Here is a 16,200-nt window from a genome sequence, read left to right as displayed (position 1 = left end):
CCGGACGTCTGACACCCGGAGACGCCACCCTGCGCCACAAGTCGGACATGTCGCGTTATCTTGCTGCGGTACCCGCCCTGCCGCCGAGCGGTCTCACCTCCCCGCGAGAGAAGCGATGCTCCAGGCCATCGGACTGACCAGCAACCCCCGTCGAGACCTCCCGCCCGCTGTGGACGATCTGACCTTCGAGGCGCGGTCCGGCTCCGTCACGGCGCTTCTCGGCGCCCCCGGCGCGGGCAAGACCACCGCGCTCCGGCTGATGCTCGAACTCGAACCAGGTCGCGGAGTCACCTACTTCCGCGGTCGCACCCTCCACCGCATCGCCCATCCCGCACGCGAGATCGGGGTGCTCCTCGGGGACGTGCCGGGCCATCCCGCGCGCTCCGTCAAGGGCCAGCTCCGGATGCTCTGCGCCGCCGCGGGAGTGCCCGCCTCACGCGCCGACGAACTCCTCGACGTCGTCGGGCTCGGCGGTCTGCGCGACGAACGGCTCGGCTCGCTCTCGGTCGGCATGGACCGCAGACTCGGGCTCGCCTCCGCGCTGTTGGGGGATCCGCACACGCTGCTGCTCGACGCGCCGTCCGCCGAGCTGTCACCCCGCGAGAACAGCTGGCTGTTCGGACTGCTGCGCGCGCACGCCGACCACGGCGGCACCGTTCTCTACACCACGCAGGACGCCAAGGAGGCCGCGCGCACGGCCGACCATGTCGTCACCCTCGACGAGGGCCGTCTCGTCGCCGACCAAGACGTGGCCTCCTTCGCCCGTACCCGGCTGCGCCCCCGCGTCGCCGTCAGGACTCCGCACGCCGCCCGTCTCGCCGACGCGCTCAGCCGCGAGGCCCGCGCGGACCGGCGCTCCGTCGAGGTGGTCTCCGAGCCCGGCGTGGGCAGTCTGCTCACCGTCTACGGCAGCAGTTGCCCGGAGATCGGGGAGACCGCCTTCCGCAACGGCGTCCTCGTCCACCAGCTCGCCGACGAGTTCGGCGACACGGGTCCCGCGCCGGTTTCCGTACCGGTGCCGTCCCCGGCCCCCGCCTACGACTCCGCCTTCGAGCCGGCTTTCGAGCCCGACCGCGCCTACGGCTACGAGGGCGGACCCGACCACGGCCATGAGGACGGCGACTCCCGGCAGCACGACCGCGGTCCGCTCCCGGCACCGCTGTCGTCGGGGCCGGTGCGCAGTCCGCTCCGGCCGCTGCGCTACGAACTCCGCCGCATGTTCGGGATCCGCACCACCGCACTGATCGCCATCGCCGTCCTCGTCACGTCCGTGGCCCTCGCCGTGCCGCTCGCCCGTACCGGCAGGACCCCGCTCTCCGGTCTGCTCGCCGCCTGGCCCGCGATCCTGCCCCTGCCGCCCGCGGCCCTCGGCGCGGGGCTGCTCGGCGCGTACTCGTTCGGTGAGGAGTTCCGCTATCCCGCGCTCGCCGGCGCACGCGGTACCGTCCCGCGACGCCTCGGTCTGCTCCTCGCCAAGCTCGTCGTGACAGCGGCGGCGGCGCTGGCGCTCGCGTTCCTGACCGTGGCCGCCGACGCCGGGGCCCTGCGCCTGGTGTACGGCGCCGACGCTGTGCCCGTCCCGGGCAACTGGTTCGCGCTGAGCGCCGGTTGGGCCGGGCTGACCGTCGGCTGCGCCTGGGCGGGGCTGCTGGGGGCCGGGGTCTTCCGGATCACGGTCGCGGGCGTGACCGTGGTCGTCGCCGTACCGACCCTCGTCGTACCCCTGGTTCAGCGGGCGCTCGCCGGTCCGTCCACGCGTTCGGCCGTCGGACTCCCGGGCCGGTTGCGCGAGCTGGCCTGGCTGGACTGGCCGCGTCAGGCCGACCACTGGCTGATGGCCACGTTCAGACTCGTCGCCCAACCGGTCGCCGCGGCCCTGACGTTGTCGCTCTCGGCCCTGCTCTGCGCATATCTGCTCACCGGCCTTCGCCGTAGGGCCCGTTGATGACCGCGGAACGACCGGACCGTTCCCAGGTGTTCGCAACTCCCCTGACAGCGTCCGCTTCTTTCCGATAAGGCGTCAATCGAGGGGCGAGCGCCGATCACCCTTTCGTGTGCTTTTCACCAAAGACCTCAAGGGTCGTGGAAGCAACGCCGACAAAGGATGCGTGAGTACCCTTGCGCACACCATGATGACCGCCGCCCGTTCCGTCGAGTCCGGCCTCGCCGAGCCGGGTGAACTCGACCGCTACCCCTTCGCGGAGGCGCCCGGCGCCGACCGCGTCGCCGCCCCCGTCTGGGAGGGCGCAGACACCGACTTGGGCCGGGTGGGACGACGTACGACGAGCAGCCGCGGCCGCGGGCTGCACGGCCAACTCGTCCAGCAGCTCGGCCAGATGATCGTCTCCGGTGATCTGGGCGCCGACCGGCCGCTCGTACCCGAGGAGATCGGCCAGCGCTTCGAGGTCTCCCGCACGGTGGTGCGGGAGTCGCTGCGCGTGCTGGAGGCCAAGGGCCTGGTGAGCGCCCGGCCCAATGTCGGTACCCGTGTCCGTCCGGTGAGCGACTGGAATCTGCTCGACCCCGACATCATCGAGTGGCGCGCCTTCGGGCCGCAGCGCGACGATCAGCGCCGCGAGCTGAGTGAGCTGCGCTGGACGATCGAGCCCCTCGCGGCGCGGCTGGCGGCCGGCCATGGCCGGGCCGATGTCCAGCAGCGGCTCTCCGACATGGTGGGGATCATGAGCCACGCCCTCGCGCAGGGTGATTCGATCACCTTTTCGCGTGCGGACGCCGAATATCACTCCCTGCTGATCCAGCTCGCCGGCAACCGCATGCTGGAGCATCTCTCGGGGATCGTCTCGGCGGCCCTCCAGGTCTCCGGCGGCCCGGTCACCGGATGCGACCGGCCCACCGAGGCGTCGCTCTCCCACCACGCGCGGATCGTGGACGCGCTCGCCGCCGGTGACGCGCACGCCGCCGAATCGGCCATGCGCCAACTGCTCACCGTCCAGCCTGAAGTGGAGCGCGTCGTTCCGGCACCGCGCGAGCACTGAGCGCCGCCGAAGGCCGGGCATAGGGGATGTACGCATCGTGTGTCGCCGGACCCGGGGGGTCCGGCGACGCGATTGTGGGGCCTTAAATCCCCCTTCTGGTCATTTGTCGCAAATGGAGTGTGACTCGGGCCACGTGGAATGGGCGTAACACTCCTGGAGACAGCGCGATGACCTAAGAGGTGACAGCCGAGGAGGGAATACGTCCGCCACGCATGGCGCTGTATTCACCTCCGAGGCCCAAGCCCGCGCCGTCGGCACATCCCCAGTCGACGGTCGTCGGCTCCGGCCCGATCCTGGGCGGGGCCGGAAGCCGTTTCCATCGTTCCGAGAGGTTGTTCGTGTCGGCCAGCACATCCCGTACGCTCCCGCCGGAGATCGCCGAGTCCGAGTCTGTGATGGCGCTCATCGAGCGGGGAAAGGCTGATGGGCAGATCGCCGGCGATGACGTGCGTCGGGCCTTCGAGGCCGACCAGATTCCGCCAACCCAGTGGAAGAATGTTCTGCGCAGCCTCAACCAGATCCTCGAGGAAGAGGGTGTGACGCTGATGGTCAGTGCCGCGGAGTCGCCGAAGCGCACCCGCAAGAGCGTCGCAGCGAAGAGCCCGGTCAAGCGCACCGCCACCAAGACCGTCGCGGCCAAGACGACCACGACGAGGACCGTCGCGGCCGCCACCTCGGCTCCGGCGGCAGAGATCGTGGAAGCCGCGGCCGATGAGGCCGGAGCCCCCGCCAAGAAGGCGGCCGCGAAGAAGACCGTGGCCAAGAAGGCCACGGTCAAGAAGACCGCCGCGAAGAAGACGACGGCCAAGAAGGCCGTCGGCAAGAAGGACTCCGACGAGGCCGCCGACGGCGAAGAGCCCACCGATGAGGTGCAGGGCGGCAAGGGCGAGGAGGAGGAGACCGAGGGCGAGAACAAGGGCTTCGTACTCTCCGACGACGACGAGGACGACGCGCCGGCCCAGCAGGTCGCCGTCGCCGGTGCCACCGCCGACCCGGTCAAGGACTATCTGAAGCAGATCGGCAAGGTCCCGCTCCTCAACGCGGAGCAGGAGGTCGAACTCGCCAAGCGCATCGAGGCCGGTCTCTTCGCCGAGGACAAGCTGGCCAACTCCGACAAGCTCGCGCCGAAGCTCAAGCGCGAGCTGGAGATCATCGCCGAGGACGGCCGCCGGGCCAAGAACCACCTGCTGGAGGCCAACCTCCGACTGGTGGTCTCGCTGGCCAAGCGTTACACCGGCCGCGGCATGCTCTTCCTGGACCTGATCCAGGAGGGCAACCTCGGTCTGATCCGCGCGGTCGAGAAGTTCGACTACACCAAGGGCTACAAGTTCTCCACGTACGCCACCTGGTGGATCCGTCAGGCGATCACCCGCGCCATGGCCGACCAGGCCCGCACCATCCGTATCCCGGTGCACATGGTCGAGGTCATCAACAAGCTCGCGCGTGTGCAGCGCCAGATGCTCCAGGACCTGGGCCGCGAGCCCACCCCGGAGGAGCTGGCCAAGGAACTCGACATGACCCCCGAGAAGGTCATCGAGGTCCAGAAGTACGGCCGTGAGCCGATCTCGCTGCACACCCCGCTGGGCGAGGACGGCGACAGCGAGTTCGGAGACCTCATCGAGGACTCCGAGGCGGTCGTGCCGGCCGACGCCGTGAGCTTCACGCTCCTCCAGGAGCAGCTGCACTCGGTGCTCGACACGCTCTCCGAGCGTGAGGCGGGCGTGGTCTCCATGCGCTTCGGTCTCACGGACGGCCAGCCCAAGACGCTGGACGAGATCGGCAAGGTCTACGGCGTGACGCGTGAGCGCATCCGCCAGATCGAGTCCAAGACGATGTCGAAGCTGCGCCACCCCTCGCGTTCGCAGGTTCTGCGCGACTACCTGGACTAGGCCCAGGTACCTGGAGCAGGCGCGGGCGCTCCCGAGGGGGCGCGCGAAGCACGAGTGAAGGCCCGGATGCCACCGAGGATCCGGGCCTTCGCGTTGTGCGCGGGAGTGCGAGACTCGATCGGTGGGATGACTCTGGGTAGATCGGAGTCCACCGGAGAGTCAGGAGACTGTATGCGTCGTTCCGTAGCCCGAGTGCTGACCGGAGGACTGGCCGTGATCACCACGGGGGCGGTGCTGCCACTCGTCGCGCCTGTCTCCGCCGCCGCCGATCGGGTGATCGTCGGCGGCCAGGCGGTGCGGATCGCCGACAGCCCATGGGTCGTGGCGCTGGCCAGTCGTGACCGCTTCGGGGGTACCCGTGCGGGCCAGTTCTGCGGAGGCGTGGTGGTGGCGCCGACGAAAGTGCTGACCGCCGCCCATTGTGTGGGCCGGGACGTCCTCGGGGCGGCCCCGAAGGACGTACCGGACCTCCGGGTCATCGCGGGCCGTGAGCGGCTGCGGGGGCCCGGCGGGCGCGAGGTCGCCGTACGGTCCGTCCAGGTGGATCCGGCGTACGAGCCGCGCACGAACCTGGCGGACCTCGCCGTGCTGACGCTCGCGCGCGCCCTGCCCGAGGAGTACACGATCCGGCCGGCGGAGCGGGGCGACCCGGCCTCGGCGCCGGGCACCGACGCGGCGGTCTACGGCTGGGGTGACACCTCGGGCAACGCCGACTACGCGCAGGTGCTGCGCTCCGCGCCTGTGAAGGTCTTGCCGGACTCCAGCTGCGAGCGGGCCTACCCGGGAGGCTCAGGGGACCGTTACGAGGCCTCCACGATGCTCTGTGCGGGCGATCCCCGGGGCGGGCATGACGCGTGCCAGGGCGACAGTGGCGGGCCGCTGGTGGCCCAGGGGCGGCTTATCGGGCTCGTCTCCTGGGGGAGCGGCTGTGGGCTCGCCGACAGTCCGGGCGTCTACACCCGGATCACCATGGGCGCGCAACCCGTCGCCGACGCGGTCGGAGCACGGGCCCCACGATGACGGGCGGCCCGCGCCGATCGTCGTGCTCCTCCCGTGATCGGAACGGGCACGGCTGATCGGAACGGGCATGACGGGCCCGGACCGGCATGACGGCCGGGACCGGCACGACGACGAGAACGGGCGGTCACCCTGCGGTACAGGGGTGGCCGCCCGTCGGCCGGCTCGGGGCCGACCCTTGGCTCGTCGTGGATGCGAGGTGTCAGTGTTCCTCTTCACCGCCGCCGGCCGGTACGGCCGTCAGTCGGTCGGTCTCATCCTGTATTTCCGCGGCGATCTTCTTGAGTTCCGGCTCGAACTTGCGTCCATGGTGGGCGCAGAAGAGCAGTTCACCACCGCTGGACAGGAGGACGCGCAGATAGGCCTGGGCGCCGCACCGGTCGCAGCGATCAGCCGCGGTCAGCGGGCTCGCGGGGGTCAGAACAGTAGTCACGTCGCCTCTTCTCTAGCTCGACGAGCTGTCGTACCAGGGTCAACATCCAACCAGGCCGAAAACGTTCCCGCTCCCGGCTTTTCCTCGAAAATTTCTTCCGTTGTGGCTGACTGCTGACGATTGGCGGCGAATGGGCCGTATTGCTCGCGGGGCTTCGCACTACGGGTTTCGCGTTGCTTGACGTTGCTTGTCAGGGGGATCGCCCTCGCCGGCCGGCTTGCCGGTTTGTTGATGAGGACGTGCCCGGAGCCTAAATGGTTCATGCCTGGAAGGGAACGTGATGTGTGCTTCACTCCATCGAAGGATCGAACACCTATGCGACCTTGGACTAGCATGAGAATTCGCGAGGGTGGCGTGACAACGGCTCTACCAGGCCTCTGTACCCTCTGACCGGTGACAGACGCCGGGCCTTTACCCCACGGGGGCCCATCTCAAATTCAGCGAGGAGCGAACCGCGTGACCGCCGATACGTCCGTGCCGTCCACTGCGCTGCTGACAGCAGACCGTGACGGCTCCAACTACACCGCGCGGCACCTGCTCGTCCTTGAAGGGCTCGAAGCGGTCCGCAAACGCCCCGGAATGTATATCGGCTCGACCGACAGCCGCGGCCTGATGCACTGCCTCTGGGAGATCATCGACAACTCGGTCGACGAGGCCCTGGGCGGCTACTGCGACCACATCGAGGTGATCCTCCACGAGGACGGCTCGGTGGAGGTCAAGGACAACGGCCGCGGCATCCCCGTCGACGTCGAGCCCAAGACCGGCCTCTCCGGTATCGAGGTCGTGATGACCAAGCTGCACGCCGGCGGAAAGTTCGGCGGCGGCTCGTACGCCGCGTCGGGCGGTCTGCACGGCGTGGGCGCCTCCGTCGTCAACGCCCTCTCCGCCCGGCTGGACGTCGAGGTGGACCGCAACACCACGCACTCGATCAGCTTCCGCCGCGGTGTCCCCGGAATGTTCACCGAGCAGGGCCCCGACAGCCCCTTCGATCCCGCGAGCGGGCTCCGCAAGGGCAAGCGGGTGCCCAAGGGCCGTACCGGCACGCGCGTGCGCTACTGGGCCGACCGGCAGATCTTCCTCAAGGACGCCAAGCTCTCCCTGGAGACGCTCCACCAGCGTGCCCGGCAGACCGCCTTCCTGGTCCCCGGACTGACGATCGTCGTCAGGGACGAGCGGGGTCTGGGCGAGGGCGAGGGCGGCGGCGTCAGCGAGGAGACGTTCCGGTTCGACGGCGGCATCAGTGAGTTCTGTGAATATCTCGCGCAGGACAAGGCCGTCTGCGATGTGCTGCGGCTGACCGGACAGGGCACCTTCAAGGAGACCGTGCCGGTCCTGGACGACCGCGGGCACATGACCCCCACCGAGGTCACCCGCGAGCTGGGCGTCGATGTCGCCCTGCGCTGGGGCACCGGATACGACACCACCGTCAGGTCGTTCGTGAACATCATCGCCACCCCCAAGGGCGGCACCCATGTGAGCGGATTCGAGCGTTCTCTGACCAAAACGGTCAATGAGGCGCTGCGCTCGGCGAAGATGCTGCGCGTCGCGGAGGACGACGTCGTCAAGGACGACGCCCTGGAGGGCCTCACGGCCGTGGTCACGGTGCGGCTCGCCGAGCCGCAGTTCGAGGGCCAGACCAAGGAGGTCCTCGGTACGTCCGCGGCCAACCGGATCGTCGCCAACGTCATCGCCAAGGAGCTCAAGGCGTTCCTGACCTCGACCAAGCGCGACGCCAAGGCGCAGGCCCGCGCCGTGCTGGAGAAGGCCGTCGCCGCCGCCCGTACGCGGATCGCGGCCCGCCAGCACAAGGAGGCACAGCGCAGGAAGACGGCGCTGGAGTCCTCCTCGCTGCCGGCCAAGCTCGCCGACTGCCGCAGTGACGACGTGGAACGCAGCGAGCTGTTCATCGTGGAGGGCGACTCCGCGCTCGGTACGGCCAAGCTCGCCAGGAACAGCGAGTTCCAGGCACTGCTGCCGATCCGGGGCAAGATCCTCAACGTCCAGAAGTCGTCCGTCTCCGACATGCTCAAGAACGCCGAGTGCGGGGCGATCATCCAGGTCATAGGGGCGGGCTCGGGCCGGACCTTCGACATCGACGCCGCCCGCTACGGAAAGATCGTGCTGCTGGTCGACGCCGACGTCGACGGCGCCCATATCCGCTGTCTGCTGCTCACGCTCTTCCAGCGCTACATGCGGCCGATGGTGGAGGCGGGCCGGGTCTTCGCCGCCGTGCCGCCGCTGCACCGGATCGAGCTGGTCCAGCCCAAGAAGGGCCAGGACAAGTACGTCTACACGTACTCGGACAATGAGCTGCGGCAGACGCTGCTGGAGTTCCAGCGCAAGAACGTGCGCTTCAAGGATTCCATCCAGCGCTACAAGGGCCTCGGCGAGATGGACGCCGACCAGCTGGCGGAGACCACGATGGACCCCCGCCACCGCACTCTGCGGCGGATCAACATCGGGGACCTGGAGTCGTCCGAGCAGATCTTCGATCTGCTGATGGGCAATGAGGTGGCTCCCCGCAAGGAGTTCATCACCAGCTCCGCGGCGACGCTGGACCGCTCGCGCATCGACGCCTGAGGCGGACGCCCGGGACTTTTGACGTGCGGTCTCCACCCACGGGTGGAGACCGCACTTCCACCCGCGGTCAACCTCCGCGCCGATGATCTGACCTGGTGCTTCTCCGTAGCGTCGAAGTCGTTGAACTTCTTCGTCCCCGGAGGCCCTGATGTCCTCGCTCGTCAATGTGCTGGTGGCCGTCGCGGTGGTCGCCCTGATCGCCGCCCGCCAGATCAAGCCCCAGCGGGTCACCGCCGACGGGCACCGCTGGCTGGTGCTGCCCGTCATCCTGGTCGTGATCGCACTGGGCCGGCCCGGCCTCCTCGACGCGCGGGACCTGTCGCTGTCGGCGCTGCTGCTCGGCGCCGAACTGGTCGTGGGGGCACTGATGGGCGTCGGCTGGGCCCGTACCAGCCGTATCTGGACCGAGCGGGACGGCTCGGTGTGGTCGAAGGGCACGAAGGCCACCGCCGGGGTCTGGATCGCCGGTATCGCCCTGCGGCTGGGGCTCGTGGGCGTCGGCGCGCTGATCGGGGTCCATCAGGGCACCGGGGCGATCCTGCTCGCGCTCGCCGCCTCGGTGCTGGTCCGCAGGGGTCTGCTGGTGCGGCGGGCCCGCGCGGGCGGGGCGTCGTACGGTGACGGCGTAGCCGCCGCACCCTGGAAGGACCGTGTGTGACCCCCGAGGCCTGGACGGACTGGCCCTCCCGGGAGGCTCTCTCCCGGGAGCGCCGCACCGACGCCCGGCGATGGCTGAGCCGCGGCGTACGTGTGCTGGCCCTCGGCGCCCTGATGTGGTCCACCTTCAGCGAGCGCCATGTGGCCGGCTGGGCCGCGGTCGCGGCCGTCGCCGGGGTGCTCCTCACCGGGCTCCTCGTCCGGTGCTTCTTCCGCACCACGCTGCGCAACGATCTCTGGCCTTCGGTCGGGCTGCTCGTCCTGCTGATGGGCGGGACGATCGCCGCGCGGCACGGCGGGTTCGAGATCGCGGCGACGGTGCTGTGGAGCGGCTGCGCGATCGTCGCCATGGAACGGCTGCCGCTCGTCGCCGCGCTGCCCACCACCCTCGCCGCCCTCGGCGGCCTCGTGGCGTACGACCAGGACCACTGGCTCACCACGACGATCACCACCGCCGGGCTGCTCCTCGGCGGATACGTCCTGCGGCTCGACGCGGAGGCGCGCGGCAACGCCCAGCGGCTGCTGGCCCAGGAACGCGCCGCCCACGCCGCCGAGGCGGAGTCGGCCGCCCTCGCGGAGCGGGCCAGGATCGCCCGGGACATCCATGACGTCCTGGCGCACAGCCTCTCCGCGCAGCTCGTCCATCTGGAGGCGGCGCGGCTGCGGATCGAGAGCGAGCCGCACAGCCCGTTCCGCGACCAGATCCTGGAACGGGTCGTCGCCGCGCGCTCCATGGCGCGCGAAGGGCTCGCCGAGACCCGCCAGGCGCTCTCCGCGCTGCGCGGCGAGATGGCACCTCTCGGCGACTATCTGCGCGAACTGGCCGCGATGGACGGCGCCGAGGTCGAGATCGGCGGCGAGCCGCGGCCACTGCCGGCGGAGGCGTCCCAGACGGTGCGCCGGGTGGTGCAGGAGGCGCTGACCAACGTACGGAAACACGCCCCGGGCGCGCGGGTGCTGATCCGGCTCACCTACGGCGCGGACGAGGTGACACTGGAGGTACGGAACACCGGCGGGAAGGGCGCGGCCCCGGCCGGGCTGGGCGCGTCGGGCTCCGGGTACGGTCTGCTGGGGATGAGGGAGCGCGCCGAACTGCTCGGCGGCACTCTGGAGGCCGGCCCCGGAGGCCCCGGAGACCCCGGCGAGAAGGGTTTCAGCGTGCGTTTGCGAGTGCCGGCATGACGGCGAGGGTGATCGTCGCCGATGACCAGGCCGTGGTGCGCGAGGGCATCGTGATGCTGCTCGGGCTGCTGCCGGGGATCGAGGTCGTCGGCGCGGCGAGGGACGGCGAGGAAGCCGTGGCCCTCGTGGCCGAACTCGCTCCCGATGTGGTGCTGATGGATCTGCGGATGCCGCGCTGCGACGGCGTGGAGGCCACGCGCCGTATCCGCGCGGAGCACCCGGGCACGCAGGTCGTGGTGCTCACCACGTACGCCGACGACGACTCGCTGTTCGCCGCGCTGCGGGCCGGCGCCCGCGGCTATCTCACCAAGGACGCCGGGGGCGAGGAGATCGTCCGGGCCGTCGACGACGTCCTGGCGGGGCAGGCCGGGCTGGCGCCCGCCGTGCAGCGCCGGCTGCTGGAGCGGGTCACGGCCCCGCCCGCGGAGCCCGCCCCCGCGGAACTGCCCGACGGGCTCACCGCCCGCGAGGCGGAAGTGCTCTCGCTGGTCGCCGAGGGGCTCTCCAACAAGGAGATCGCCCAGCGGCTGCACATCGGGGCGGCCACGGTGAAGACCCATATCAACAACCTCTTCGCCAAGACCGGTGTGCGCGACCGCGCGCAGGCCGTGCGCTACGCCTATCAGCGCGGACTCATCCGGCCACCCGGGACATCCATCACCTGATGGAGTGAAGCCGGGGGAGAGAGGAGTCCGGGATCCGCCCACTCTGCCCATCCTTCTTGCACGCGGCCGAAACGGTTCGCCGACAAGGAGAGTTGACCGGTGGAGAAGCAGGAACGGCGTCACGCCGCAGCGGTGCGGCTCGGCGATCCGTGGTGTGAGGCACTGTCCCCGGAGTGGGGCGAGTGGGCCGCTACGGGCGGCTCCTCGGCACCGGCCGCGCAGGTCCCCGGGCAGGTCCCCGGGGCTCCGGGCGGCGTGAGCGAGGCCGCCGGAATCTACGCGGAGATCCAGCGCGGCGCGGCCTTCCAGGAAGTGCGCGGCCGGTACCGCCGGTTCGTCGTCCCCGCCTCGCTCGCCTTCCTCGGCTGGTACCTGGCGTATGTGGTGGCGGCGACGGCCGCGCCGGGGCTGATGGCCCGGCCGGTCGCGGGCGCGGTGAATGTGGCGATGGTCGCGGGTCTCGGCCAGTTCCTCTCCACCTTCCTGCTGACCTGGGCGTACGCCCGCCATGCCCGGCTGCACCGGGACCGCGCGGCGCTCGAACTGCGCTGGGCCGTGTTCGACCGGCGTACGCCCGGCGCGGAGGGGGACGGCCGGTGAGCGGCGGCCACCAGACCCTCGCGCTGCTGCTGTTCAGCACGTTCGTCGCGGTCACGCTGGGGATCACCACCTGGGTGAGCCGCCGTCGGCGGGGTTCCGCCGAGGAGTTCTACGCGGGCGGCCGGCTCTTCTCGCCCATGGAGAACGGATTCGCCATCTCCGGGGACTACCTGTCCGCGGCCTCCTTCCTCGGGATCTCGGGCCTGATCGCGCTCTTCGGCTACGACGGCCTGCTCTACTCGGTCGGCTTCCTCGTCGGCTGGCTGGTCGTGCTCTTCCTGGTGGCCGAACTCGTCCGCAACGTCGGCCGGTTCACCCTCGCCGACGTGGTCGCGGCCCGGATGCGCGAACGCCCCGTACGGATCGCCGCGGGCACCGCCTCGCTCACCGTCTCCGTGCTCTACCTGGTCGCGCAGATGGTCGGCGCGGGCAGCCTGGTCGCGCTGCTGCTCGGCGGCACGAGCGGCGCGGCGCGCACCTGGACCGTGATCGGCGTGGGCGCGCTGATGGTCGTCCACGTCTCGCTCGGCGGGATGCGCGCCACCACCTGGATCCAGATCGTCAAGGCCGTCCTGCTGATGGCCGGCGCGATCGCGCTGACGGTGCTCGTCCTGGTCCGTTTCCACGGGAACGTCAACGACCTGCTGAACACGGCGGCGGCGCAGAGCGGCCACGGCAAGGACTTCCTCGCGCCGGGACTGCGGTACGGCGGGGACTGGACGGCGCGGATCGACTTCATCAGCCTCGGGCTCGCGCTCGTCCTCGGCACGGCAGGACTGCCGCACATCCTGTCGCGCTTCCATACCGTGCCGACCGCGCTCGCCGCCCGCCGTTCGGTGGTCTGGTCCATCGGGCTGATCGGCGGCTTCTATCTGATGACGATCGTGCTCGGGTTCGGCGCGGCGGCACTGGTCGGCACGGACGCGGTACGTGCCTCCGACGCGGCCGGGAACACGGCGGTCCCGCTGCTCGCCCTCGATCTCGGCGGCGGGGCGGGATCGACCGGTGGAACGGTGCTCTTCGCGGTGGTCGCGGCGGTCGCCTTCGCGACCATCCTCGCCGTCGTCGCGGGCATCACGCTCGCCTCCTCGGCCTCCGTCGCCCATGACCTCTACGCCTCGCTCAAGCGCGCGCACACCGAAGAGCGTGACGAGGTGGCCGTGGCGCGGCTGGCGGCGGCCGGAATCGGCGCGGTGGCGATCGCGCTCAGCCTGCCGGCCCAGAACCTGAACGTGGCCTTCCTCGTCGGGCTCGCCTTCGCGGTCGCGGCCTCGGCGAATCTGCCCGTACTGCTCTACTCGCTGTTCTGGCGGAACTTCACCACGCGGGGCGCGGTCTGGTCCGTGTACGGCGGGCTGATCCCGGCGGTCCTGCTGATGGTGGTCTCGCCGGTGGTCTCGGGGAGCCCCGAATCGATCCTCCCCGGCGCCGACTTCGCGTTCTTCCCGCTCCAGAACCCCGGTGTGGTCTCGATCCCGCTGGGCTTCCTCGCGGGCTGGCTCGGTACGGTCACCTCCACCGAGCCGCCGGACGCGGCCAGGCACGCGGAGACCGAGGTCAGGTCGCTGACCGGGGCGGGAGCGGTCTGAGGGCGGGAACGGCCGAGAGCGGCGCCGGTGAAGCGGCCCGTGGCCGGGGACCCAGGCCTTGGACCCGGGCCGGGGACCGGACCGGTCCCGGCGGCGGGCTTCTCAGCCGCTCGTCGCCCAGGCGTACCGGTGCTCCGGCCGCCCCGTCTCCCCGTACCGCAGCGTGAGCCGTACCCGCCCGGCCCGCTCCAGCAGCTTGAGATAGCGCTGCGCGGTCTGCCGGCTCATGCCCGCGCGCTCCGCGATCTCCTGCGCCGAGAGCGGTCCGTCGGCGCCCATCAGCACCTTGCGCACCACCTCGGCGGTGGTGGGGGAGTGGCCCTTGGGAAGAGCCGGGGCGCTCGCCGCGGAGAGCGCCCCGAACATCCGGTCCACCTCCGACTGTTCCGCCTCGCCGCCGCCCTCCAGGGTGCGGCGGAGCGTCGCGTACGCCTCCAGCTTGGCCCGCAGCCCGGCGAAGTTGAAGGGTTTGACCAGGTACTGGAGCGCGCCGTGGCGCATCGCGGACTGGACGGTGGCGACATCGCGCGCCGCCGTCACCATGATCACGTCGGTCTGATGGCCGAGGCGCCGCAACTCCCGTACCACCGCGAGCCCGTTCTCGTCCGGCAGATAGTGGTCGAGCAGGATGAGATCGACGGGATGACCGGCGATCCGGTCCAGGGCCTCGGCTGCCGTGTGGGCCTGGGCCACCACCCGGAAGCCCGCGACCTTGGCCACATAGGCCGTATTGATCTGCGCGACCCGGATGTCGTCGTCCACGACCAGTACGTCGATCATCGCGTCTCCCCTGCCGTGGCCTGCTCACGGGCCGTCCCGGGCGCTGTGCCGGATCCCGTGGTCCCGTCCGGCTCCATGGTCCCGCCCGGTCCGTCCTCCGTCAGCGCCTCCGGCAGCACGACCGTGAACTCCGCACCACCGTGCGCCCCCGCGCCGACCCGTGCGCTGCCGCCCTGCCGTTCGGCGAGTCTGCGCACCAGGGCCAGCCCGAGGCCGCGTTTGCCGTGGGCCGGTGGCTCCTTGGTCGACCAGCCCTCGGAGAAGACCAGTTCGCGCTGGTCGGGCGGGACGCCGGGGCCGCTGTCGGAGATCACGAGCACGACCGTACGGCCTTCGGCGCGCAGTTCCACCTCGATCCGCGGGTCCTCCGAGCCGGCCGCCGCGTCCAGCGCGTTGTCGACGAGGTTGCCGACGACCGTGACCAGACCCTGCGGGTCGATCAGCCGGTCCGGCAGCAGCGTGCCGGGGGAGAGCCGCAGCGAGACGCCCCGCTCCGCGGCGACCGTGGCCTTGCCGACCAGCAGCGCGGCCGGCAGCGGATCGTGGATCCGCTCGGTGATCTGCTCGGCGGTGGCCCGGTGCACCCCGACGACCTCGGTGACGAACTCCACCGCCTCCTCGTGCATCTCCAGCTCCAGCAGCCCCAGCAGCGTATGCATCCGGTTCGCGTGCTCGTGGTCCTGGGCGCGCAGGGCGTCGATCAGCCCCTTGGTGGCGTCCAGCTCCCGGCCGAGCCGCTCCAGCTCCGTACGGTCGCGGAAGGTCACGACGGCGCCCCCGTCGTCGGTGGGCATCCGGTTGGCGACCAGGACGCGGCTGCCCTGGACGGCCAGCAGATCCTCGCCGACCACCCGCCCCGCCAGTACCTCGGTGGTGCGCCCGGTGCCGAGCACCTCGTCCAGCGGCCGTCCGATGGCGTCGGGGCCGAGCCCGAGCAGTCGCTGCGCCTCGTCGTTCATCAGCCGGATCCTGCCGGTCCCGTCCAGCGCCACGACGCCTTCCCGCAGGCTGTGCAGCATGGCCTCGCGCTCGGTGAGCAGCGCCGAGATATCGGAGAAGGCCAGGTCATGGGTCTGGCGCTGGAGCCGCCTGGAGATCAGATACGCGGCGAGCGCCCCGGCGGCCAGCGCGCCGCCCGCGTACGCGAGCAGCCCGGGGATCGCGGCCAGGAACCGGTCGCGGACGCTGTCGTACGCGATACCGACCGAGACGGCCCCGACGATCCGCCCGCTCTCGTCGCGCAGCGGCACCTTGCCCCGGGCGGACCGGCCGAGCGTGCCGTTGTCCAGCTCCATGATGTCCCTGCCCGCGAGGGCGTCGCTGGGATCGGTGGAGACGACCCTGCCGATCTGGTCCAGGTCGGTGTGCGACCAGCGCACCCCGCGTCTGTCCATGATCACCACGTACTCGGCGCCGGTGGACTGTCTGATGCGTTCGGCCTCGGCCTGTACGGGACCGTCGGCCGCCGGGTCCGTGGCGACGAGGTCGGCGGCCACATCGGTGGACGCCGTGGTCTCGGCGATCGCCAGCGCGCGGCGCATCGCCTGGTCGTCCAGCTCGGCGCTGAAGGGCGCGAGAAAGAGCCCCGTGGCCAGCACGGTGACGCCCGCGGCGATGGCGAGCTGCATCAGCAGCACCTGCGAGAAGACCCGGCGTGGCCAGCCGAATCGCCGTCGTCTGCCCGCGGTGCTCGGTGCGGCGTTCATATGTACGAACGGTAGAGGGCCGGGCGCCCTTTTCGAAACTTCCACAATCACGCAAATGGCTTGCGTGATTTGCGGCGCGCTTACGCTTCCCTGCTGAGCGGCCGGA

At 70.9% G+C, this 16,200-nt stretch carries 13 protein-coding genes; 10 read left to right on the top strand and 3 right to left on the bottom strand.

Translation table 11 applies throughout. The features are described from left to right. Nucleotides 1–115 precede the first annotated feature (115 nt). The 4 genes from CU044_RS37920 to CU044_RS37905 all read left to right on the top strand — a co-directional run bounded on the left by CU044_RS37920 (nt 116) and on the right by CU044_RS37905 (nt 5,905). Entirely contained in the window at nt 116–1,945 is a 1,830-nt protein-coding gene (locus CU044_RS37920) for an ATP-binding cassette domain-containing protein (RefSeq protein ID WP_129773611.1), read from the top strand. 163 nt (nt 1,946–2,108) lie between these two features. Then, entirely contained in the window at nt 2,109–2,996 is an 888-nt protein-coding gene (locus tag CU044_RS37915; RefSeq protein ID WP_129773610.1) for an FCD domain-containing protein, read from the top strand. A 338-nt stretch (nt 2,997–3,334) separates the two neighbouring features. After that, entirely contained in the window at nt 3,335–4,885 is a 1,551-nt protein-coding gene (locus CU044_RS37910; protein ID WP_129773609.1) for an RNA polymerase sigma factor, read from the top strand. 171 nt (nt 4,886–5,056) lie between these two features. After that, nucleotides 5,057–5,905 carry a serine protease gene (locus CU044_RS37905; protein WP_129773608.1) on the top strand — a complete coding sequence of 283 codons (849 nt, stop codon included), beginning with the start codon at nt 5,057–5,059 and terminating at the stop codon, nt 5,903–5,905. Nucleotides 5,906–6,104: 199 nt separating this feature from the next. Here CU044_RS37905 and CU044_RS37900 read toward each other — a convergent pair whose 3' ends face one another. Further along, nucleotides 6,105–6,335, bottom strand: a complete 231-nt coding sequence (locus CU044_RS37900; RefSeq protein WP_030350144.1) for a hypothetical protein — start codon at nt 6,333–6,335, stop codon at nt 6,105–6,107. Between the two features lie 456 nt (nt 6,336–6,791). Between CU044_RS37900 and CU044_RS37895 the strand changes: the two genes are divergently transcribed. From CU044_RS37895 to CU044_RS37870, 6 genes are all read left to right on the top strand, one after another. After that, entirely contained in the window at nt 6,792–8,915 is a 2,124-nt protein-coding gene (locus CU044_RS37895) for a DNA topoisomerase IV subunit B (RefSeq protein ID WP_129773607.1), read from the top strand. Between the two features lie 148 nt (nt 8,916–9,063). Further along, the gene (locus CU044_RS37890) at nt 9,064–9,573 is read left to right on the top strand and encodes a CcdC protein domain-containing protein (RefSeq protein ID WP_129773606.1); all 510 of its coding nucleotides are present in this window, start codon (nt 9,064–9,066) and stop codon (nt 9,571–9,573) included. Further along, nucleotides 9,570–10,754, top strand: coding sequence for a histidine kinase (locus CU044_RS37885; protein WP_129773605.1), 1,185 nt, complete (start codon nt 9,570–9,572; stop codon nt 10,752–10,754). The genes CU044_RS37890 and CU044_RS37885 overlap by 4 nt, the downstream gene beginning before the upstream one ends. Continuing rightward, nucleotides 10,751–11,419 carry a response regulator transcription factor gene (locus tag CU044_RS37880; RefSeq protein WP_129773604.1) on the top strand — a complete coding sequence of 223 codons (669 nt, stop codon included), beginning with the start codon at nt 10,751–10,753 and terminating at the stop codon, nt 11,417–11,419. The genes CU044_RS37885 and CU044_RS37880 overlap by 4 nt, the downstream gene beginning before the upstream one ends. 99 nt (nt 11,420–11,518) lie before the next feature. Further along, nucleotides 11,519–12,019, top strand: coding sequence for a DUF485 domain-containing protein (locus tag CU044_RS37875; protein ID WP_129773603.1), 501 nt, complete (start codon nt 11,519–11,521; stop codon nt 12,017–12,019). Beyond that, nucleotides 12,016–13,608 carry a cation acetate symporter gene (locus CU044_RS37870; protein WP_129773602.1) on the top strand — a complete coding sequence of 531 codons (1,593 nt, stop codon included), beginning with the start codon at nt 12,016–12,018 and terminating at the stop codon, nt 13,606–13,608. Before CU044_RS37875 ends, CU044_RS37870 begins: the two co-directional genes overlap by 4 nt. 102 nt (nt 13,609–13,710) lie before the next feature. On the opposite strand, the gene CU044_RS37865 is transcribed toward CU044_RS37870, so the two are convergent. Both CU044_RS37865 and CU044_RS37860 read right to left on the bottom strand, forming a co-directional pair. After that, complete coding sequence (locus tag CU044_RS37865) at nt 13,711–14,388, bottom strand: response regulator (RefSeq protein WP_129773601.1); 678 nt, start codon at nt 14,386–14,388, stop codon at nt 13,711–13,713. Further along, a complete protein-coding gene (locus CU044_RS37860) occupies nt 14,385–16,094 on the bottom strand; it encodes a sensor histidine kinase (protein ID WP_129773600.1) in 1,710 nt (569 codons plus the stop codon). The genes CU044_RS37865 and CU044_RS37860 overlap by 4 nt, the downstream gene beginning before the upstream one ends. Nucleotides 16,095–16,200 lie beyond the last annotated feature (106 nt).

The organism is Streptomyces sp. L-9-10 (assembly GCF_004151105.1).
In the GTDB taxonomy this organism is placed as follows: Bacteria; Actinomycetota; Actinomycetes; order Streptomycetales; family Streptomycetaceae; genus Streptomyces.
The sequence above is the reverse complement of the archived record's forward strand: the minus strand, read 5'-3'. Positions and strand labels throughout refer to the sequence as shown.

Excerpts from the sequence above, each read along its gene's own strand:
- CU044_RS37905 (WP_129773608.1), top strand. The coding sequence starts at position 5,057 with ATGCGTCGTTCCGTAGCCCGAGTGCTGACCGGAGGACTGGCCGTGATC.
- CU044_RS37890 (WP_129773606.1), top strand. The coding sequence starts at position 9,064 with ATGTCCTCGCTCGTCAATGTGCTGGTGGCCGTCGCGGTGGTCGCCCTG.
- CU044_RS37920 (WP_129773611.1), top strand. The coding sequence starts at position 116 with ATGCTCCAGGCCATCGGACTGACCAGCAACCCCCGTCGAGACCTCCCG.
- CU044_RS37880 (WP_129773604.1), top strand. The coding sequence starts at position 10,751 with ATGACGGCGAGGGTGATCGTCGCCGATGACCAGGCCGTGGTGCGCGAG.
- CU044_RS37860 (WP_129773600.1), bottom strand. The coding sequence starts at position 16,094 with ATGAACGCCGCACCGAGCACCGCGGGCAGACGACGGCGATTCGGCTGG.
- CU044_RS37865 (WP_129773601.1), bottom strand. The coding sequence starts at position 14,388 with ATGATCGACGTACTGGTCGTGGACGACGACATCCGGGTCGCGCAGATC.